Origin of the sequence: Polaribacter sp. Z014 (assembly GCF_023555435.1) — a bacterium.
Taxonomy (GTDB): domain Bacteria; phylum Bacteroidota; class Bacteroidia; order Flavobacteriales; family Flavobacteriaceae; genus Polaribacter.
The window spans coordinates 1-21848 of the sequence record NZ_JALCZP010000001.1 but is presented as its reverse complement, the minus strand read 5'-3'; the positions used below and the strand labels follow the sequence as shown (position 1 = coordinate 21848).

Sequence of the window (21848 nt, the reverse complement as noted above, 5' to 3'; positions counted from 1 at the left end):
AGAAGCTGTTTCCAGCTTTCACTACTCGCTTTTTTTGAGATGCTAAAAAACAGCATCTCAAAAAAGAGCTCAAACAGACCGTTCAATCTGGGCTAAACTAGTTTGCCAACTTATAGCAATAATAAAATCATCAACACATTTTTAACGATGAAATTCAATACCAAAACAATTCACGGAGGTCAAAAACCAGAAGAAACTACCGGAGCAGTAATGCCACCAGTTTTTTTAACATCTACTTTTGCTAAAACAAGTCCTACAGAACACAAAGGATTTGAATATTCTAGAGGAGGAAACCCAACAAGGGCAGCCTTAGAAAACAGTTTAGCATCTTTAGAAAATGGAACACATGCATTTGCATTTGCATCTGGTTTGGCAGCAATAGATGCTGTTTTACGTTTATTAAACCCAGGTGATGAAATTATAGCCGGAGATGATTTATATGGAGGTAGTTATAGAATGTTTACCAAGTTGTTTCAAAAATACGGATTAGAGTTTTCTTTTGTAAACATGGACGATGTTAAAAACATTACAAATGCCATTACAGAAAATACAAAGTTAGTTTGGATAGAAACACCAACAAATCCGTTAATGAAAATTGCCGATATAAAAGCAATTTCATCAGCCGTAAAAGATATTGATGCTGCTATTTTAATAGGAGTAGATAATACATTTGCTACGCCTTATTTACAGCAACCTTTAGATTTGGGAACCGATATTGTAATGCATTCTGCAACAAAATATTTAGGTGGTCATAGCGATTTAATTATGGGAGCCTTAATTGTAAAGGATAAAAAGCTAGCAGAAGACATTCATTTTATTCAATACGCCGCAGGAGCAATTTCTGGACCAATGGACTCTTTTTTAGCATTAAGAGGCATAAAAACGTTACATATAAGAATGCAACGACATTGTGAAAACGGAATTGTAGTAGCTCAATTTTTAGAAAAGCATCCAAAAGTTAGTCAAGTTTATTATCCTGGTTTAGAAAAGCATCCAAATCATAAATTGGCAAAAAGTCAAATGAAAGACTTTGGAGGAATGGTTTCTTTTAGACTAAAAGAGGAATCTCAAGAAGCTGCATATGCATTTTTAAAAAACACTAAAATATTTACGTTAGCAGAATCTTTAGGCGGCGTAGAAAGTTTATCTAATCATCCAATAAGTATGTCTCATGGTTCTATTCCTGTACCAGAAAAAGAACGAATGGGTATTACAAATTCCTTAATTCGTTTAAGTGTTGGTATTGAAGATATAGAAGATATACTTGCAGACTTAGAACAAGCATTAAAAGTATAAAAAAAAAGAGCCAATTGGCTCTTTTTTTTGTCAATCTGAATTTATTTTAGATTCTTATGGTTTTTAAATTTTAGTTATTTTAGATACTGAAACAAGTTACGTTTGACGATTTCAGTAATAAGCTATATATCAGTTAATTATTACATTTTTTCAAATTATAAAAAAAACTCCACATACCTGTCACTTCGACCTTTTGGGAGAAGTCTCATAAAGAAGAGAACGCAAAATTGAGCAATATTATGTGATTTCTCCCTTGGGGTCGAAATGATAAAGCTGTACGTCATCATTAATGCTTGAGAATTTTTTTTGTCTTGTGCCTCAGCATGACAAGTTTTTAAACTTATTCTGGGATTTTAACAGTAAACACATTTCCATCTAAATAATAATTTGCTCTTACTTCTAATTCTTCAGAATAATAGATAATTTTTTCTGGTTGTTGTTTTAGTAAGTAGTTACCAGTATCCCATTTATTATTTTTGTTTTCATCAACAATAGCTCTTATATAGTACTTTTTAGGTTCTAAAAGATTGTATTGTATTTGCCCGGAACCAGAAATAAACTTTGTTTCTATAAGCTTGTCTTTGTCTTTTCCTTCTAAAAGTTCAATAATTAAATGATTAGAAGTTTCATTTACAATATCCATTGTTATTCTTCCGTAATCTTCAATTTCTTTTGTTGTAAATTTATAATTTAAGGTATCATTTTTTTGTTCAAATATGTCGGAAATAGCTTCCGGCATCATTTTTAAGGCATATTTTTGTTGTGGTTTTTTATTAAAAACCAAAGCTATTTTATTTTCTTTATCAGAAATAAAACTAACAAAAGGAATCGTTAACGTGTCTTTATCTACAAGGGTAATTTTACTCGTATCAATTTTCACAAGCGGGTTATTTCCTTTCATAAAAAAAGTATCTCTAAGATGAAGCGTCCCTTCAGTAGAAGCGCTTAGAATTAAGGAGTCAATCTTTTTCTTACGAAGTTTTACGGTAACGGTATCTATAAAATTGTCGTTGGTAACTATAAAGTTTAAAGAATCTGCTTCAAAAGGTTTGTACCAATAGTTTAGGGTGTCTTTGTCTATTTCAAATTTAGAAACACTCTTAAAGTCATCAGGAGTATCAGAAATAATTTTAACTTTTAGATCTTTTATTTCGCCCTCATAGCCAAATTCAATTTTACCTCTCGTAATTTCTTTACCACGTTTAAATTGATAAGGTTGCGTTTCTTTAAATAATACAATTGGTTTTTTAATAATACTATCTCTAGGTAAAGTTATGGTGTCTGTAAAAAAACCTATTTTATCTTCCTTTGGATTAAAAAGGTAATCGTTGGTAGTTTCTTTTAGGGCAATCATTAGATACTTACCTTCTTTTAAATTAGTAAGATTATATAGTGAGGTATCTAAACTGTTTGTTACATAATTTGGTTTGTTTTTAAAAACGATAGAATCTGTAAAAGAACTATCTATTTTATATAACAGCACATTAATATTTTTCTGACTTTCATCTGAATATGCATCTTTAATTTTACCAGAAGTAGACAGTGAATCGATATATTTCCCTGTAGAAAAAACATATTTAAAACTTTCTAATTTATTTCCTTCATTATTATCTTCAATAGCATTACCAAAGTTTATAATATAGGTGGTGTTTTTAATTAAAGTATCAAGAATTTGTATGTTTAAAAATTTGCTTGCGGTACTTTGTGGGGTTACCAATAAAGGTGTTTTTAAAGGAGGAGAAACAATAAGCTGTTTGTTTAAATCCTTTAATTTTATATACTCATTAAAATTTAACTCTATTTCTTTTGCGTCAAAATTAATAGTTTCATAAGCCGGTTTAGAGGTTACAAACAAAGGTGCATCCTCATCTTTAGGCCCACCTTCTGGGTTTCCTGTTCTTGCGCAGTTGGTTAAAATTACAATTGAAATGCTAAAAAAAATAAATCTAAAAATGGGTTTCACAAAAAGTAAATTTGATACAAATTAACAATATATTTTTGACTTAAAAAGCATAAATTTTATTCGGTATATGCCATTGTTAAAATACTGATTTTTACACCTTCGGTTTTTTGCAACTCTTTTGCACAAGCTTCTAAGGTTGCACCCGTTGTAATTACATCATCAATTAATAAAATGTGTTTGTTTTTTAAGGCAGTTAAGTTAGATAACTGAAATTTTGTATCGTTATTATTAAAACGCTCAAAACGAGCTTTAAAAGTTTGGGTTTTTGATGTAGATGTTCTCAATAAAACTGTTTCTTCAAACGGTTTTTCTAAGTGATTGCTTAACATGTTTCCAAATTTCGAAACCTGATTATACCCTCTTTGCCTACGTTTTTTAGGATGCAACGGAACTGGAATAATAATATTGATGTCTGAAAATTCATTATTTTCTTTTAAAATTTCTCCTAACCAATTACCAAAAAAGATGCCTATTTCTTCATTTCCTTTGTATTTTAATTCGTGTATTAACTTTTTTGTGATGCCTTCTTTTCTATAAAACAATAAAGAATATGCTTTTTCTATGGCAACTCGTCCATAGAAAGTTTTAGATATTTTGTTTTCTGTGTAGTTTATAAAATTGGTTAAAGGCAAGTCGTGCCTACAGAATGTACAGATTACATTTTCGTTCTGTGTTAGTTGGTCGTCGCAATTAGCACATAATTTAGGATAAAAAAGATTGAATAAGTCTTTTAAAATTCGCATTTTTACAAAGTCTTTTTTTAGAAAGATAATAATATAATTTAAGAACGAGATTTGATTAGCAGGTTAAATTTTTTGAAAGAGTCAATTAAAAATCTAAAAACATTAGGAACCGTTACGCCTAGTTCTCGGTTTTTAGCAGAAAGAATGCTAAAAAAAATAGATTTTTCTAAAGTGGAGGTTTTAGTAGAATTTGGACCAGGAGATGGAGTAATAACTAAATTGATCTTAGAAAAATTACCTAAAAATGCTACTTTAATTTGTTTTGAGATCAATGATAATTTTTACGATCAACTATCAGACATAAAAAATAAACAGCTTGTTGTGGTGAAGTCTTCTGCAGAAAAAATTGGAGAAGAGTTAAAAAAATTAAACTTTGATAAAACCTGTCATATTATTTCTAGCTTGCCGTTAACCATCATTCCAGAAGAAGTTACAAATGAAATTTTAGAGAAATCTTTTGATGTTCTAGAAGATAATGGAACATTTATTCAGTTTCAGTATAGTTTAACATATTTCAAAAAACTTAAAAGTGTGTTTAATCAATCTATATCTTTAGGTTTTGAGCCCTTAAATTTTCCTCCAGCCTTTGTTTATCATTGTAAAAAAGTAGGTTAAATTTTTATTGATAAATTTTTAAAAAAGTTTCTTTAACTCTTTCTGATAGTAATAAATAAGGAACAATAATTCCTGTAGAAATAAAGCTTTTTATCAATTGCTTTTCCTCTAAACTTGTTAAACTATTTACATCTGTTAAAGCTGTTGCTATAAAAGAATCCGATACTATAAATATAAAATAAACGATTAAAAAGATTGCATATGTTTTAGGGAAACTACTTCTCTTTTTTATGAATAAAACAATAATTAGTGGTAAAAAGACTAAAACTGCTGCGTTAAACAATGTTTCTAAAATCAATAATAGTCCTATAGAAAAACTAAAGTCTTCGCTTCCAAAATACACCAACCAATCTCCATTTAAATAGATCTCTGTATTCAATAAATCTATAAAAACTCTTATTGGAGAGATAAAAAGTCCAATACCAATTAAAATTAGCCAACCACCAATAGGTTTATTTTCTTGATAATGAGATTCCATTTTTGGTGTTACATCGTATTGGTAAAGTTTAAAAGCTAACCAAGTAAAAAATGCTAGAAAACAAACAAACATAAAAATACCTACATATTTTAAAGACGAACTAGTTGAGGTAGAACTGCCTCCTGTATTATAGGAAATGTTGTAGTTTAACTCACTTTCTAGTTTTTTTAAGTCATTATAAAATGCAGGGAATTCGGCTATACTTACAAAGTCCTTTTGTATTTTAAGTAAATGTTTTAAAGTTAATATGTTTTTAGATTTATTATATAATACATCAAAATCGTAAAAAATATTTGGAGAACTCAAGTTGAAGTTATCTTCATCAACATTCCATTCTTCTGGTAACTCTACATTAATGGTGTGGCTTCTTGTAATGGGATAACTAAGTTCGAAAGGTGTTTCTCTTTCAATTTTAGAAGGCATTGAAAGTACATTTGTTATTGTGTAAGGTGTAAAATCTATAGCAATCTGGTTTTCCATGTATGATGGTTGCCAAATACTATCAATCTTATAAGTTTCATTTATTGTAAATGTGTTTGTTTTAAGATTGTCTGTATATTCTGGTTTGCCTAAACTTTTTATATTAGCATGATAGTCTGAGTAAAATTTTTCAAACTCTTTTTGGATATTGATAATACTATTGTTTTTAAAATAAAAACGAATATTATCGGCTTCTGCTTCACTATAAATACTAGTTATTTTTAAGATTGCACCTTTGCCAACTTCCTCTAAAACATAATTATCTGTAATGTCGATGGTGTTTTCTGCAAACGGAAAAATTTCTTCGAAGTCATTATTTCCTTTTTTAAGAACTAATCCAAATCTATAATCAGGAAAAACAACTTTGTTAAAAGTACCACCTTGGTTTGTAATTGTAGGGTCGTACCAATGCTCACCTTTATTGTCATCAATAACTTTTACTACACAATGATTAAAATGAGCTGGATTTGGCAATAAATTGGTAACTGTTTTCTTTAAGTAAGTGCTCACTAAAACAGGATATGCTTCAATGTTCATTTGGTTAAGTATAGTTACTAATAATAGACTTTTGTCTTTACAGTCACCAAATCTTTGGTCATAAACTTTGTTTGGAGACGAAGGTTTGTAGGCGCTAATTCCGTTTTCTAACCCTAAATATCTTACTTCATCTTGTACAAATCTTAAGGCGGCTTCTATTTTTTGACCTTTAGTATTGTTTTCTTTATCAATTTCCTTAATTTTTTTTAATAGACTAGTAGATAGGTTGTCTTTAACTTTAAAAAGCTGAACACCCCAATCAATTAAATTCTCCCAAGATTTGTAATTACCTATTTCTATAAAGTTAGCGTCTAGAAACCACGAAGGTGTGTTGTCTTCAAAATGTGTAGCGCTTATGTTTTCTTCTAATAAAGAATACGTGTATTTGTTATTATTAAAAGTTTCTTTAAATTTTAATTGGTTTTTAAATGACTTTACTTCAAGTTTGTTTTTAGAGTTAATTTTGATGTTTATTTTACCTATCGGATGGGAGTTATCTAAATTATAATATTCTGCAAAATAATTTTTATGAATAGGGTTGTAGCCCTTTCGTGTAAAACTATAAGCTATAATATCTCCAACTCTTACATCACTTATATGGGTTACTGCAGACAAACTACCGTCATATATATAATTTTCTGCATCTAACTCTTGTCTTATAGTTTGAAACTCTGAACTGTTGAGTTTACTGATAGTTTGGCCGTTTCTGATAATATCAATTTCATGAAAACTAAGGTTTTGATAACTTGGGTCAAAAGAAATATTAATACTCGATGCTTCTTGTATACCTACATTTTCCGTAATTTTTGTAACAACTTTAAAATAATTCTCTTCGCTATCTACTTGTGTTTGTTGATCGTATAAGAGTATTAAAGTTCCTTGTGTTACTTCATCAAAATTAATATTTGGCTCGCTTGCATATTTTTGCATGTCAACCCATTTAGGTGTTGGTGTTTTTTTAATCTGAGCAAAATTTAAAGAGATAAATAGGAAGGAGAAAACAACCGTAAAAAGGCTTTTTAACATGTTATAAAAGTTTTAACAAAAGTAATTTTTAATATATAAAAAATTCATATAAATAATTTATTTTTGCTGCATGGCAAAACAAGAAGATCAATTTAAAAAAGTATTATCGCACGCTAAAGAATATGGTTATGTATTTCAGTCTTCTGAAATTTATGACGGTTTAAGTGCGGTTTACGACTATGCTCAAAACGGAGTTGAGCTAAAGAAAAATATTAGAGATTATTGGTGGAAAGCAATGGTGCAAATGCACGAAAACATTGTGGGTATAGATGCTTCTATTTTAATGCATCCTACAACTTGGAAAGCTTCTGGGCATGTAGACGCTTTTAATGATCCATTAATTGATAACAAAGATTCTAAAAAACGTTATAGAGCCGATGTTTTAATTGAAGAATATTGCGCTAAAATTGAAGGAAAAATAAATAAAGAAGTTGCTAAAGCGGCAAAACGTTTTGGTGATGCTTTTAATAAAGAAGAATTTTTGGCTACCAACGGAAGAGTAGTTGGGTATCAAGAAAAAATAAATACCATTTTAGCAAGAATGGGTGCTTCTTTAGAAAAAGAAGATTTAGCCGATGTAAAGTTGTTAATTGAAGAATTAGAAATTGCAGATCCTTTAACAGGTTCTAGAAATTGGACAGATGTTAAACAGTTTAATTTAATGTTTGGTACTAAATTAGGTGCTTCTGCAGAAACTGCAATGGATTTATATTTACGTCCGGAAACGGCACAAGGAATTTTTGTAAATTTCTTAAACGTGCAAAAAACAGGAAGAATGAAAATTCCTTTTGGTATTGCGCAAACTGGTAAAGCGTTTAGAAATGAGATTGTTGCAAGACAGTTTATTTTTAGAATGCGTGAGTTTGAACAAATGGAAATGCAATTTTTTGTAAAACCAGGAACTCAAAAAGAATGGTATGATCAATGGAAAGAAACGCGTTTAAAATGGCATTTATCTTTAGGGATGGGCGCAGAGAACTACCGTTTTCATGATCATGATAAATTAGCACATTACGCAGATGCTGCTGCAGATATTGAATTTAACTTTCCTTTCGGATTTAAAGAATTAGAAGGAATTCATTCTCGTACAGATTTCGATTTAAAAGCACATGAAAAATTTTCTGGTAAGAAATTACAGTATTTCGATCATGAAGAAAATAAAAGTTACACACCTTATGTGGTGGAAACATCTATTGGTTTAGATAGAATGTTCTTAGCTGTTTTTTCTCACTCTCTAGTAGAAGAAGAGCTAGAAAACGGAACTACAAGAACGGTTTTAAAATTACCATCGGTTTTAGCACCGTTTAAAGCAGCTATTTTTCCTTTAGTTAAAAAGGATGGTTTGCCAGAAGTAGCGCGTGAAATTATGGATGAATTAAAATGGGATTTCAACGTTTTTTACGATGAAAAAGATGCTGTTGGTAAACGTTACAGACGTCAGGATGCTGCAGGAACACCATTTTGTATTACCGTAGATCATGATACTTTAAACGATAAATGTGTTACTATTAGACATAGAGATACGATGGAGCAGAAAAGAGTTGCTATTGCAGATTTAAAAGAAATTATAAAAGCAGAAGTAGCTGTAAAAACTTGGTTACAGAAAATGTAATTAAAGTTAAGGCATAAAAAAAAGCTGAATCTCAATTGAGATTCAGCTTTTTTTTTGATATATGATTTTGTTGTTAACTTTTTAAAAAAGTTATTCTTTTGATGAGATAGAAGCTTTGTAAAGTTCTCCACCAGCAATTCCGCTAACAAAAGAAGCTAAATCTTCTTTAGAAGTGGTGTTTGCATCAAACTGAATATTGGCAATACTATCTGTAAAAATTACTTTAGCATCTATAACACCTTCTTTTTTAGATAATTTAGATTGAATAGTTTTTGCACAACCAATTTCGCAGGTCATTCCAGAAATTGCTAAAGAAACACTTTGTTTGTTAACAGGAAGTACTTCTTTTTTTGCTTCACTTTTACAGCCAATTAAAACGAAACAAGCAAGTAGAAAAGAAAATAATATTTTTTTAATTTTCATAAAAATAGATTTAGAATATAAATATTTGAGTTAAAAAATAATTTGAATAACCCCTTAACGAATTGCATAAGGTTAAATTGTAAAATTATTATGCAAATTTATCAATAAAAGTACTGAAATTTAAACTTTTGTCGGATTTTTACATAATACTTTTTTAGTCAATGAATAATCAGCAACAAAAATGGTTTTACCTTATTATTTTATCAATAGTTTGGGGTAGTTCATTTATCTTAATGAAGAAAGCTCTTTTAGGGGTAACTCCTATTCAATTAGGAGCGTTAAGAATGATTTTTACGGCTATCTTTTTACTTTCTTTCGCTTTTCCATCCATAAAAAAAATAAAGAAAAGACATTGGAAATATATTACATACACAGCAGTTGTAGGTACATTTATACCCGGTTTTCTATTTGCTTTTGCAATTACCAGTATAGATAGTGCTATTGTGTCTATTCTAAATTCTTTTACACCTTTTAATACTTTAATTTTTGGAGCAATTGTTTTTGGTTTTGCTTTTAGAAAAGCTCAGTTGTATGGAATTTTGATTGGTTTAATAGGTACTCTAATTTTAATATTAGAAGGAGCAGATGTAAACCCAAATCAAAATTATTGGTATGCTTTCTTAATTATAATTGCTTCTGTTGGGTATGCTTTTAATGCCAATATGGTAAAAAAGTATTTGTATGACTTGGATGCATTGGCAATAACAACCGGTAATTTTTTATTATTGATTATTCCTGCAACCTTTGTTTTAAGTTTTACAGATTTTTTTAATACGTTTGATACAGATAATGAGGTTCTCATGCATTCATTGGGTTATTTAGCTATTTTATCTGTTGTTGGTACGGCTATTGCAAAAACAATTTATAATAAGTTAGTTCATATTTCTTCTCCAGTTTTTTCATCATCAGTAACTTATTTAATTCCTATTGTAGCTATTTTATGGGGAATGTTAGATGGTGAAAAGTTAAGTTTCATTCAGCTTATTGGAGGTGTAATTATACTTTTAGGTGTATACTTTGTAAATAAGACAAAGTAGTTTTTTATAAAGAAAAGGTATTCTCTTGATTTTGATAGAATTATTTATAAAAACTATATTGGTTAGTTCTAAAAAAGATGTATATTTGCACCCGCATTTTCATTAGGAAACTGCAAAAATAATTAGTAATAAACGCAAAACAAATAGTATGTACGCAATCGTAGAGATGGCAGGGCAGCAGTTTAAAGTTGCAAAAGACCAAAAAGTTTACGTTCACCGTTTACAAGGAGAAGTAGGATCAAAAGTTACTTTTGATAATGTACTTTTACTTGATGAAAAAGGTAATGTAACTATTGGCGCCCCAGCTATAGAAGGAGCTTCAGTAACAGCTCAAATTTTAAGTCACTTAAAAGGTGATAAAGTAATCGTTTTCAAGAAGAAAAGAAGAAAAGGTTACATTAAGAAAAACGGACACAGACAATTTTTAAGCGAGATTCTTATTGAATCTATTGCTGCTTCTGGTTCTAAAAAAGCTGCTCCTAAAAAAGAAGCTGCTCCAAAAGCAAAAGCTGCTCCAAAGAAATCTGCTAAAGCAGACGACTTAAAGAAAATTGAAGGTGCAGGACCTAAAGCTGCAGAAGCTTTAGTAAATGCAGGTTTAGATACTTTTGCAAAAGTAGCAAAAGCAGATCCAGCAAAATTGAGTGAAATCTTAACTGAAGCAAGTTCTAGATTATCTCATTTAGTAACAACTACTTGGCCTAAACAAGCTGGTTTAGCTGCAGAAGGTAAGTGGGATGAATTAAAAGAATTACAAGATAGATTAGACGGAGGTATTGAAAAATAATTCCTAAAAATTTAACTTTAACCTATAAAAACTCAATAAGATGGCACATAAAAAAGGTGTAGGTAGTTCGAAGAATGGTAGAGAATCAGAATCGAAACGACTAGGAGTAAAAATATTTGGAGGACAAGCTGCAATTGCAGGTAACATTATTGTTCGTCAAAGAGGAACAACTCACAATCCAGGAGAAAACGTTTACATGGGTAAAGATCATACTTTACATGCAAAGGTTGACGGTGTTGTAGAATTCCGTAAGAAAAAAGATAATAGATCATATGTATCTATTACTCCATTTGAAGCTTAAGAAATTTAGCTTTTAAAATTTAAAAACGCTCAAACATGTAAATGTTTGGGCGTTTTTTTGTTTTAGGAAAAATCCGTTTTGTATTTTTACATTTATGAAATTTTTATATGATCTTGTTGTTTTTAAAGCAATTTTTCTTTTACCAATTGTAGCTCTTTTTAATAAAAAAATAAAACTTTTTATTGATGGAAGAAAAGAAACGTTTTCTAAAATAGCTTCCTTAAAAAACGAAAATACAATTTGGTTTCATGCTGCTTCTTTAGGGGAGTTTGAGCAGGCAAGACCAATTATCGAAGAAATTAAAAAAGAGTACCCAACTTATAAAATTTTAGTCACTTTTTTTTCCCCTTCTGGGTATGAAATTAGAAAAGACTATAATTTAGCAGATGTTATTTGTTATTTGCCTTTAGATTCTAAATCGAATGCAAGAAAATTTGTAGAAATTGTAAACCCAAAGCTAGCAGTTTTTATTAAATATGAATTTTGGCCAAATCTTTTAGGTGAATTAAAATCAAAAGAAATTCCTACTATTTTAGTTTCTGGTATTTTAAGAGAGAAGCAACTTTTCTTTAAAAGTTATGGCGGTTTTATGAGAGATTCATTACAGGCCTTTCATTACTTTTTTGTGCAAGATGAAAATTCTAAAAAATTATTGAATTCAATTAATTTTAAGAACGTTACCATTGCAGGAGATACTCGTTTTGATCGAGTTTCTAAAATACTAGAACAAGATAATTCGTTAGATTTTATCAATCAATTTAAAAACAATAAATATACAGTTGTAGCAGGAAGTACTTGGCAAGAAGATGAAACGTTATTGGTAAATTACATTAATAATAAAGCATCTGAAGATGAAAAATTTATTATTGCGCCTCATAATATTAAGAATGATGCAATTTTAGAATTACAGAAATCGATAAACAAAAAAACTGTTTTATTTTCCGCAAAAGCGGATAAAAACCTAGCTGAATACCAGGTTTTTATTATTGATACGATTGGTATTTTAACCAAAATTTATGCTGCGGCAGATTTGGCGTATGTTGGTGGAGGTTTAAAAACAGGTTTACATAATATTTTAGAACCTGCAACTTTCGGAATTCCTGTTATTATTGGTGATAAGTTCGACAAATTTAAAGAAGCTGTAGATTTAGTGAAAATTGGAGGTTGTATTTCAATCAAAAATCAAGAAGAATTTACATCAAATTTTATCAGTTTAAAAAATGATGAAAACTTTAGGAAATTAACAGGAGTCATTAATAAAAGATATATTCAAGATCATCTTGGAGCTACAAAATTAATTATGAATTATTTAAAAGATAAAATTTAAAATGAATTTTATATTACAACCTTGGGCTTGGTATGTGGGAGGCCCACTTATAGCTATTTCGCTATTATTATATTTTTATTTTGGTAAAAACTTTGGCGCTTCAAAAAATTTTGAAACGCTTTGTACTTTGGCAGGTGCCGATAAGTTTTCCGATTATTTTAAGAAAGATTGGAAAGATAGAGATTTTGCATTGATGTTTGTAGTTGGGTTAATTATTGGAGGTTTTATTTCTGCAAAGTATTTAATTCCCAATCAAGATATAGATTTGAACCCGCAAACGGTTAAAGAATTAACAGATTTAGGGTTTGCCAATATTGGAAATCAATATTTTCCAGATGAAATTTTTGGAGCCGAATCCTTTTTATCCATTAAAGGTTTTTTAATTTTACTAGTTTCAGGAATTCTAGTAGGTTTTGGAACACGTTATGCTGGTGGTTGTACTTCTGGACATGCAATTACAGGTTTAAGTAGTTTGCAATTACCGTCTTTATTGGCTGTAATAGGCTTTTTTATTGGTGGTATTATTGCTACTTGGGTTATAATTCCAATTTTATTTTAGGTATGAAAAATATTAAATTTTTAGTATTAGGAATCTTTTTTGCTATTGTTCTTAGTAAATCACAGGCCATTTCTTGGTATCGTTTTTACGAAATGTTTAAGTTTCAATCTTTTCATATGTATGGAATTATTGGGGGTGCAGTTGTTATCTCTGCAATATTTATGCAATTGTTTAAAAAAGGAGTTATAAAAGATATTGATGGTAATAAAATTGTTCCAGAGAAAAAGAAAAAGGGGGTTATAAGTACTCTTTTAGGAGGAACATTTTTTGGTTTAGGTTGGGGAATTTCTGGGGCTTGTGCAGCACCAATTTTTGTAATTCTTGGGTTTAAATTATTACCGGCAATTATTTTATTAGTTGGTGCACTTTTAGGAACATTTATCTACGGAATTTTAAGTAAAAAATTACCTAATTAAATGAGCAAACTCGTAGACAATTTTGGACGTCAAATGGAATACGTAAGATTGGCAGTAACTGATCGTTGTAATTTGCGTTGCCAATATTGTATGCCCGCTCATGGAATAGACATTGTTCCTAGGCAAGAACTACTTACTTTTAAAGAAATGTATCGCTTAATTAGGGTGTTAACAGAATTGGGTGTTAATAAAGTCCGTTTAACTGGTGGAGAACCTTTTGTTCGTAAAGATTTTGTTGGTTTTTTAGAAATGTTGTCTTATAACGATTTGTTAGAAGCAATTAATATTACTACAAATGGAGCATTAATTTCTCATCATATTGATAAAATTGAAAAGCTAAAAAAAGTAAAGAACATCAATTTAAGTATTGATAGTTTAGATAGAGAAAAGTTTGCAAAAATTACAAGAAGAGATGTATATCCAGAGGTTTATAAAACCTTTGAGTTACTTGAAAAAAGTAGTTTGAATTTAAAACTGAATGTAGTAGTGCAATCTGGTTTTAATACGGATGAAATTGTAGATTTTGTAAGATTGACAAAAGACAAAAATGTTGCGGTTCGTTTTATTGAAGAAATGCCTTTTAATGGAAAAGGACAACGCGATATGAAAGAAAATTGGACTTTCAATAAGATTTTAAATGAAGTAAAAACGGAGTTTGATGTAAAGGAAATCCAATCAGAAAAATCATCAACTTCTAGAAATTATAAAGTAGACAACCACTTAGGAACTTTTGGGATTATTCCTGCATTTACCAGAACTATTTGTAATGATTGTAATAGAATAAGAATAACATCAACAGGAACATTTAAAAATTGTTTGTTTGATGATGGCGTTTTTAATTTAAGAGATTTTATAAGGAAAGGAGCTTCTAATGACGATTTAAAAGAACTGTTTTTAGGTTTGGTAAAACAGAAGCCTGAAAATGGTTTTATAGCAGAAGCGAATAGAAAGGATGGTGGTGCTTCAGAAAGTATGAGTACCATTGGAGGATAGCAAAAGTGTAATCGTGTAAGTGTTTAATTGTGTAAACTAGGTTTAACAATTACACGATTAAGCATAAGAAAAATACAGATTTAAAATAATGATTTCAGTAAAAGAAGCTTTACAAACCGTTTTAAATTCAATACAAAATTTTGATTTTGAAGAAATTCCGTTTATAAAATCTGTAGGTAGAATTTTAAAAGAAACTATTGTTGCAGACAGAGATTTTCCACCATTTAATAGAGTTTCTATGGATGGAATTGCAATTGATTTTTTACAATTTAAAAACGGACAACGAGATTTTAAAATAGAAGGGATTCAGGCTGCAGGAAGCATACAAATAGCACTTCAAAATTCTGAAAACTGTATTGAGGTAATGACTGGTGCCGTTTTGCCAAATAAAGCAAATACGGTTATTAGATATGAAGATGTAACGATAGAAGACGGAATTGCAACTATAAATATTGATACAATTAATGATGCCCAAAATGTTCATCCGAAAGGAAAAGATGGAAAAGTTGGAGATGTGTTGATTACAAAAAATACAATAATTTCTGCTGCAGAAATTGGTGTATTAGCAACGGTTGGTAAATCGACAGTAAAAGTTGCAAAACAACCCAAAGTAATGATTGTTTCTACAGGTGATGAATTGGTTGGTGTTGATGAGATTCCGCTCGAACATCAAATTAGAAGAAGCAACGTGTTTACATTAGTGTCTTTGTTAGAAAGATTGAATATTCCTTCAGAAACAGCTCATATTGCAGATGATAAACCTATTTTAAAGTCGAAAATAGAAAGTTACTTACAAGAATATGATGTATTGCTTTTTAGTGGAGCCGTCAGTAAAGGGAAATATGATTTTTTACCTGAAGTTTTTGATGAATTAGGCGTAGAAAAACTGTTTCATAAAGTTGCTCAAAGACCAGGAAAACCTTTCTTTTATGGTAAAACGGATAGCTGTAATGTCTTCGGGTTTCCTGGGAATCCAATTTCTACTTTTGTAAATTGTTTGGCGTATTTTTATCCTTGGTATTATAAATCTATAGGAATAAAGATGGAAGCTGAAACAGCAATATTAAATGCTGATGTTTCTTTTAAACCTAATTTAACGTACTTTTTACAAGTAAAATTAAGTTCGAAGTTTGGGCATTTAATTGCCACTCCAATTAATGGAAATGGTTCTGGAGACTTAGCAAGTTTGGTAAAAACAGATGCTTTTATTCAATTACCAAATGATAAAATAGAGTTTAAAAAAGGGGAAGTTTTTCCGGTTTTAAAGTATAGGTAATTATAGCTTTTTATACACTGTCGGTTCGAGGGGATTTTGAGGTACGAAAAATTTGAATCGAGAACCTTTTTAGAAGGTGGAGATTATAAATAATTAACAAAACTTCTCGATACAAAATTCTTGAAAAAAGAATTTCACTCGAAGTGACATTGTGTTTATCTGTTTGTAATTGAAATACTGTCAGTTCGAGTGATTTCAATTTTTTATCGGAATTGTATCGAGAACATTTTAATCTAAAACCATGAAAATCTATTATGTTTATATTTTGAAATGCTCGGATAACACCTATTATATAGGTTTTACTTCAAATCTAGAGAAACGTTTTTTTGAACATCAACAAGGAAAGCATATAGAAAGTTACACATACAAAAGACAACCTTTAGAATTAGTCTTTTGTTGCGAATTTACAGTTGCTGGATTTGCAATTGACACCGAAAAGCAAATAAAAAAATGGTCTAAGGCTAAAAAGGAGGCATTAATTAATGATGAGTATGAAAAACTTCCTAATTTAGCAAAGAAGAAATTTAAATAATAAAAAGCTTCTCGATACAATTCCGATTTTTCATCGGAATTGTATCGAGAACATATAGATAAATAATGAGTGATTTTACCCACATAAACAAAAAAGGAAATCCTAAAATGGTAAATGTTTCTGATAAGAAAATTACCAAAAGAACGGCAATTGCAAAAGCAACGATGTTTTTAGGAAAAGAAGTTATTGCTCATTTTACAAATGATGAGTTATTTACTAAAAAAGGACCTGTTTTTCAAACGGCAATTATTGCCGGAATTCAAGGTGTAAAAAAAACATCAGAATTAATACCAATGTGCCATCCGCTATTGATTAATGGGGTAGATATTGATATCAATATTATAGATTCAGAAAGAGTTGAAGTTCTTTGTGAAGTTACAATTACAGGTAAAACGGGTGTAGAAATGGAGGCTTTAACAGGTGCAAATATTACGTGTTTAACTATTTATGATATGTGTAAAAGTATTAGTCAGAAAATGGTAATTAAAGAAGTAAAGTTATTAGAAAAAACAGGTGGTAAGTCTGATATTAAAAGCGCTTCTTAATCTTCCCGAAGGGACGAAACACTCTTATGTTATTTTTGATATAAAAGTGAACTTGTAATTCCGAAATGAGACTTTTTAGTCGATTGAGGAATCTAATTTTTAAAGTATATATTGTAACGGTTAACTAATTCGGCACAGTTTTGTTGTTTCTTCTTAAGGGGAGACCGCATAAGATTACCAAATTTTGGAGTTCTAAATGATGAGATTTCTCAATCGCTTAAAAAAAAGCTCGTTTCTAAATGACAATTGTTTTAGAAACAATAAAAGAATAAAATGAAAAAACATAGCAAACATACCAATTTAGAAAGAAGAGATAATGATAATTTTGCGCCCAATGAAATTGCAATTTTGGGTACAAATTGCGGTAATATTTCTGATTTAGTTCATAAGGTTTCTCAAAATTTATCTGATTATAATTTAGCCTATTTTGATGCTTCTCACGCAAAAGATGTTGCAAAAAATAAGTTGTCTGAATATGTTTTTCATCACGAAGGAAATTTACAAATAACCACTTCTGGAAATATAAATAAGTTTCAGCAACGTTTAGATTTTGCACCATTCGATTATGTTTTTATCAACGGAAATCATTATCAAGGAGCAAAGCAAATCCTAGTTTTAGACGAAGCTAAAGAAGCTTCTGTATTAAAAAGATTAGAACAATTAGATCGTATTCAGTTTGTAATAAAACTAAATTCGGAATCTAAATATTTTGATTTTTTAGAGGACAAATATCCCCAGATAAAAAATATTACGTGTTACACTATTGATGAAGTTGATGCAATCTCAAATCATATTAAGAACCTAATTCAGGAAAAAATTGCGCCCGTTAAAGGATTGGTTCTCGTTGGTGGTAAAAGTACACGAATGGGGCAAGATAAATCTAAATTGGACTATTTTGGAAAGCCTCAGAAAGAAATAGTAAAAGAATTGTTAGAAAGTAACAATTTAGAAACGTTTTATTCCGTTAAACCTTTAAACGAGTCTCGAGGTGATACCGAAAAAGAAGGTGAAATCTCTGATAAGTTTATAAATTTAGGTCCGTTTGGCGGAATTTGTTCTGCTTTTCAAAAAGATCCAAATACAGCCTGGTTTGTATTGGCAACCGATGTTCCTTTTATAAATGCAACGCTTATTCAATTGCTTCTAAAACATAGAGACCCCAGTAAAGTTGCGACAGCAATTAAGGGGAAGGATAAAGATTTTCCAGAGCCTTTAATTACAATTTATGAGCCAAAAGCGTATTCTGTTTTATTACAATATTTAGCACAAGGTTATTCTTGTCCTAGAAAAGTGCTAATTAATTCGGATGTTGAAATTTTAGAAATTGATGATGATTTTATCAGAAACATAAATACTCCAGAAGAGTTTAAGGAAGCTAAAAAAGAGCTAAATTAGTTGTAAATTAGATTCTTTAAATTTTTTAGTTTACAGAACCTTAATTTTGAATTAAAAATGAAAACAAAAACTTTATTTTTCTGCACTCTTTTTGGAATTCTTTTTATGAGTTGTGAGCCTGAACTTTCTACGAAAGATTTTATGGTAGATAGTTGGGAAACTACCTATTTAAAAATAGAAATGTATACTGTTAATAAAACAGACTCTTTGCAGGTTTATGAAGATAAATTTGATGATAATCCGGAATTAGTAGCCCAATCTAAATATAATAAAGATGGTACTTTTTCGGCTTGGTTTAAAAATAAAAAAGGAGTGCAAGTTTCTAGAGCTGATGGAAAGTGGGATGTTATAGGAGATTCTTTAAAAGTAGCTTTTACTTATGGAGGTAGAGATATGAAAGTGAGTTATCATATAACAAAAACGAATGAAGGTTTTATAGGGAAAAGTAAGTATGATTGGGATGAAGATGGGGATTATGATGATTTGTTAACAATGAAAACCAAGAGAATAAAAATAGACTAGATTTGGCAATTTTAAAAAAGATATCTTTAAGAATACGTATTTTTTTATCAATGATTTTATTGGTGTTGTTGGCATCCGTATTAATTTTGGTAGTCACTATTTATCAATATGATGAACAGACAAAAGACTATAATATTCAACGTTTTGAACGTAAGGAAGCAACCACAAAAGAAACGATTGAATTAGAACTTAAAAATAAAACAACCTATCCTGTAAATACAGAAAATTTATCTAAAATATTTCAGGAGCGTATTTTTGAAATTTCGTCTATAAACAAATTGAATATTTCTTTTTACGATTTACAAGGTAATTTATTAAAATCATCCACTGCAAGTGCCTTTGAAAAAGTGGATTCAAATCCTATTCCGGTGAATGTTTTAAAGGAATTGGCAAATAATTCTAATCATAAAATATTAAAAACGAGTGAAGAAGATGGGACCGGTTTTCAATCGTCATTTTCTTTTATTCATGATCCAAAATTTAAAAGAATAGGAATATTAGAACTCCAGTTTACACAAGATAACTCAGAGATAGAACACGAATTAAGAGAATTTATGTTGAGATTAGGGGTGGTTTATATACTTATGTTCTTGATAGCTATTGCAATAGCTTATTTTTTATCAAGTTATATTACAAGGTCTATAAAAACCATTTCAGAAAAAATGCAGCAAACCCGTTTAAATAAACGGAATGAAAAAATTATTCTAGACAAGGCGAGTTCGGAAATAGAAATTTTGGTAGAGGCATACAATCACATGATTGATGAATTAGGAGAAAGTGCTGCTAAATTAGCAAAAAGTGAGCGAGAACAAGCTTGGAGAGAAATGGCAAAACAAGTAGCTCATGAAATAAAGAATCCGCTTACCCCAATGCGCTTAACGGTTCAGAGTTTTGAGCGAAGATTTGATCCTTTAGATGAAAAGGCAAAAGAGAAGTTAAAAGAATTTTCCCAAACCTTAATACAGCAAATAGATGTAATGAGTTCTATAGCTTCCGCTTTTTCTGATTTTGCAAAAATGCCAACTCAAAAGAAAGAACAAATAGAATTAATTAGTGTTGTAAAGTTTGCGCTAGATATTTTTACAGAGCGCTATATAAAATATTATCCACAAGAAGAAGAGTTATATGCTAATTTAGATAAAACTCAATTGATAAGAGTGGTAACTAATTTAGTTAAAAATGCTATTCAGGCTGTAGATAAGGAAGAAAATCCTTTAATTGAAGTCAAAATTTTCTCGGAAAATTTAAATATAATAATTACAGTTTCAGATAATGGAAAAGGAATATCTGACGATTTAAAAGATTTAATTTTTGAGCCTAAATTTACAACCAAATCAAGCGGAATGGGATTAGGTTTAGGTATGATAAGGAATATTATAGAGGCTTATGATGGATCTATCTCTTTTACATCTAAAGAAGGATTAGGAACTGTTTTTACTGTAGTCTTACCAAAAAGTTAATGTTAATCATCACCTAGAAATGAATAGATAGGTAACTAAATTTATAAGTAATGAAATTTGAAAATATTTTAGTTGAGAAAAAAGATAGTTTAGCTCAAATAACTATCAACAGACCAAAAAAATTAAATGCTCTAAATAAAGCTACAATTGTTGAATTAAATGAAGCTTTTGAAGATTTAGAAGATGACGAAAATATAAGAGCAATTATTTTAACGGGTAGTGGAGAAAAAGCCTTTGTTGCAGGTGCGGATATTTCTGAATTTGCAGATTTTTCTGTAGATGAAGGAGCTAGATTATCTAAACTAGGGCATCATACTTTATTTGATTATGTAGATAACTTATCTACTCCGGTAATTGCAGCTATTAATGGTTTTGCATTAGGAGGAGGTTTAGAGTTGGCAATGTCTTGTCATTTTAGAATAGCATCAGAGAATGCAAAAATGGGGCTTCCAGAAGTTTCTTTAGGTGTGATACCTGGTTATGGTGGTACGCAACGTTTGCCTCAATTAGTTGGTAAGGGTAAAGCAATGGAAATGATTATGACTGCTGGTATGATTTCTGCTGAAGATGCATATAGATGTGGGTTGGTAAATCATGTTACTGCACAAGAAGAATTAATACCGTTAGCAGAAAAAATTGCAAGTAAAATTACAAGAAATTCTTCTGTGGCAATTTCTGCAGCAATTAGAGCAATTAATGCTGGTTTTGAGGATGGAATAAATGGTTTTGATGTAGAAATAGATGAGTTTGGAGAATGTTTTGGTACTGATGATTTTGTTGAGGGTACTTCAGCTTTTTTGGATAAGAGAAAGCCAAATTTTTAAATTGGTTATAAATAAAAAAGCGAGTCTAAATTAGACTCGCTTTAAACATCAAAGTATGGCAGTAGTTTGATGAAGAAATTTATGATCATTTTATATTCTAAAGTTTTTTACGTAAGACCTGTTATCAGTAAAAATTACAACTTTATATGCACCTTTTTTAGTGTCAGATAACTTATATACTCTGTTTATAAGTTTATTACCTTCAACTTTTTCAGAAAGAATAACATGGTTGTCATAATATAAAGTTACTTTTAATGGTTCTTTGTTAAAAGCAATTTTAGAAATTAATACCAGATCTCCTTCCGTTCTAATTACTGGTTTAAAAATTGTTTTGTTTTCTTCTTTTAAAAAGGTAACAAAGCCCTCTTTTACCTCAATTTTCTTAACAATAATTTCAAAGTCTTTGTCTAGTTCTGTGGTGTAAATTCCATCTTCTAAATTTGTTAAATCGAATGTTTTAGAATAGGTTCCAGAACTTTGAATGACTTGTTTATATATTGTTAATCCATATTCATTTTTAATAGTTAAAGCATGGCCTTTTTTTACAGCTTTGTATTCAACTTTAACTCTTTTTACAGCTACTTCGTTAGTAGATTTTGTGTCGTTGTTTGCGTAACTAATTAATGTTCCAAACATTAATGTTACTACTAAAATTGTTTTCATTATTGTTCTCATCTTTTCTTTTTTAAAGGTTAGTAACA

At 29.8% G+C, this 21848-nt stretch carries 22 protein-coding genes; 17 read left to right on the top strand and 5 right to left on the bottom strand.

Annotated features, from left to right (window positions below):
- Positions 1 to 147: 147 nt before the first annotated feature.
- The gene (locus tag MPF19_RS00110) at positions 148 to 1296 is read left to right on the top strand and encodes a cystathionine gamma-synthase (RefSeq protein ID WP_249986302.1); all 1149 of its coding nucleotides are present in this window, start codon (positions 148 to 150) and stop codon (positions 1294 to 1296) included.
- Between the two features lie 340 nt (positions 1297 to 1636).
- Here MPF19_RS00110 and MPF19_RS00105 read toward each other — a convergent pair whose 3' ends face one another.
- On the bottom strand, positions 1637 to 3259 hold the full coding sequence (locus MPF19_RS00105) for an Ig-like domain-containing domain (protein ID WP_203393232.1): 1623 nt from the start codon (positions 3257 to 3259) through the stop codon (positions 1637 to 1639).
- A gap of 56 nt (positions 3260 to 3315) precedes the next feature.
- Positions 3316 to 4002: a ComF family protein gene (locus tag MPF19_RS00100; protein ID WP_249986301.1), complete on the bottom strand. Its 687-nt coding sequence runs from the start codon at positions 4000 to 4002 to the stop codon at positions 3316 to 3318.
- A gap of 72 nt (positions 4003 to 4074) precedes the next feature.
- Here MPF19_RS00100 and MPF19_RS00095 point away from each other — a divergent pair, with 72 nt between their 5' ends.
- The gene (locus MPF19_RS00095) at positions 4075 to 4617 is read left to right on the top strand and encodes a class I SAM-dependent methyltransferase (protein WP_249986300.1); all 543 of its coding nucleotides are present in this window, start codon (positions 4075 to 4077) and stop codon (positions 4615 to 4617) included.
- Positions 4618 to 4621: 4 nt separating this feature from the next.
- On the opposite strand, the gene MPF19_RS00090 is transcribed toward MPF19_RS00095, so the two are convergent.
- Complete coding sequence (locus MPF19_RS00090) at positions 4622 to 7138, bottom strand: DUF2569 family protein (RefSeq protein ID WP_249986299.1); 2517 nt, start codon at positions 7136 to 7138, stop codon at positions 4622 to 4624.
- A 70-nt stretch (positions 7139 to 7208) separates the two neighbouring features.
- Here MPF19_RS00090 and MPF19_RS00085 point away from each other — a divergent pair, with 70 nt between their 5' ends.
- Positions 7209 to 8750: a glycine--tRNA ligase gene (locus tag MPF19_RS00085; RefSeq protein WP_203393229.1), complete on the top strand. Its 1542-nt coding sequence runs from the start codon at positions 7209 to 7211 to the stop codon at positions 8748 to 8750.
- A gap of 90 nt (positions 8751 to 8840) precedes the next feature.
- Here the strand turns inward: MPF19_RS00085 and MPF19_RS00080 are convergent, their stop codons facing one another.
- Positions 8841 to 9173, bottom strand: coding sequence for a heavy-metal-associated domain-containing protein (locus MPF19_RS00080; RefSeq protein ID WP_203393228.1), 333 nt, complete (start codon positions 9171 to 9173; stop codon positions 8841 to 8843).
- Between the two features lie 161 nt (positions 9174 to 9334).
- Here MPF19_RS00080 and MPF19_RS00075 point away from each other — a divergent pair, with 161 nt between their 5' ends.
- The 14 genes from MPF19_RS00075 (at position 9335) to MPF19_RS00010 (ending at position 21147) form a co-directional block, all read left to right on the top strand.
- Positions 9335 to 10210, top strand: a complete 876-nt coding sequence (locus tag MPF19_RS00075) for a DMT family transporter (RefSeq protein ID WP_249986298.1) — start codon at positions 9335 to 9337, stop codon at positions 10208 to 10210.
- 148 nt (positions 10211 to 10358) lie between these two features.
- A complete protein-coding gene (rplU, locus tag MPF19_RS00070; RefSeq protein WP_203393226.1) occupies positions 10359 to 10997 on the top strand; it encodes a 50S ribosomal protein L21 in 639 nt (212 codons plus the stop codon).
- A 40-nt stretch (positions 10998 to 11037) separates the two neighbouring features.
- Positions 11038 to 11298, top strand: coding sequence for a 50S ribosomal protein L27 (gene rpmA / locus MPF19_RS00065; RefSeq protein ID WP_036782547.1), 261 nt, complete (start codon positions 11038 to 11040; stop codon positions 11296 to 11298).
- Positions 11299 to 11392: 94 nt separating this feature from the next.
- Positions 11393 to 12625: a 3-deoxy-D-manno-octulosonic acid transferase gene (locus MPF19_RS00060; protein WP_249986297.1), complete on the top strand. Its 1233-nt coding sequence runs from the start codon at positions 11393 to 11395 to the stop codon at positions 12623 to 12625.
- Position 12626: 1 nt separating this feature from the next.
- Entirely contained in the window at positions 12627 to 13184 is a 558-nt protein-coding gene (locus tag MPF19_RS00055) for a YeeE/YedE family protein (RefSeq protein ID WP_249986296.1), read from the top strand.
- 2 nt (positions 13185 to 13186) lie between these two features.
- Positions 13187 to 13600 (top strand): YeeE/YedE thiosulfate transporter family protein, encoded by a 414-nt coding sequence (locus tag MPF19_RS00050; RefSeq protein WP_249986295.1) that lies wholly within the window; start codon positions 13187 to 13189, stop codon positions 13598 to 13600.
- Positions 13601 to 14593: a GTP 3',8-cyclase MoaA gene (gene moaA / locus MPF19_RS00045; protein WP_249986294.1), complete on the top strand. Its 993-nt coding sequence runs from the start codon at positions 13601 to 13603 to the stop codon at positions 14591 to 14593. It abuts the gene before it with no gap.
- Between the two features lie 88 nt (positions 14594 to 14681).
- Positions 14682 to 15869 carry a molybdopterin molybdotransferase MoeA gene (locus MPF19_RS00040; RefSeq protein ID WP_249986293.1) on the top strand — a complete coding sequence of 396 codons (1188 nt, stop codon included), beginning with the start codon at positions 14682 to 14684 and terminating at the stop codon, positions 15867 to 15869.
- A gap of 241 nt (positions 15870 to 16110) precedes the next feature.
- Positions 16111 to 16401, top strand: a complete 291-nt coding sequence (locus MPF19_RS00035) for a GIY-YIG nuclease family protein (RefSeq protein ID WP_249986292.1) — start codon at positions 16111 to 16113, stop codon at positions 16399 to 16401.
- Between the two features lie 65 nt (positions 16402 to 16466).
- Positions 16467 to 16946 (top strand): cyclic pyranopterin monophosphate synthase MoaC, encoded by a 480-nt coding sequence (gene moaC / locus MPF19_RS00030; protein ID WP_249986291.1) that lies wholly within the window; start codon positions 16467 to 16469, stop codon positions 16944 to 16946.
- Between the two features lie 273 nt (positions 16947 to 17219).
- A complete protein-coding gene (locus MPF19_RS00025; protein WP_249986290.1) occupies positions 17220 to 18341 on the top strand; it encodes an NTP transferase domain-containing protein in 1122 nt (373 codons plus the stop codon).
- Between the two features lie 57 nt (positions 18342 to 18398).
- Positions 18399 to 18863, top strand: coding sequence for a hypothetical protein (locus MPF19_RS00020; protein ID WP_203393218.1), 465 nt, complete (start codon positions 18399 to 18401; stop codon positions 18861 to 18863).
- Between the two features lie 50 nt (positions 18864 to 18913).
- Complete coding sequence (locus tag MPF19_RS00015; RefSeq protein ID WP_249986795.1) at positions 18914 to 20323, top strand: sensor histidine kinase; 1410 nt, start codon at positions 18914 to 18916, stop codon at positions 20321 to 20323.
- 50 nt (positions 20324 to 20373) lie between these two features.
- Entirely contained in the window at positions 20374 to 21147 is a 774-nt protein-coding gene (locus MPF19_RS00010) for an enoyl-CoA hydratase/isomerase family protein (protein WP_249986289.1), read from the top strand.
- 90 nt (positions 21148 to 21237) lie between these two features.
- Here the strand turns inward: MPF19_RS00010 and MPF19_RS00005 are convergent.
- The coding region (locus MPF19_RS00005) for a T9SS type A sorting domain-containing protein (protein ID WP_249986288.1) at positions 21238 to 21848 on the bottom strand (611 nt) is incomplete at its 5' end.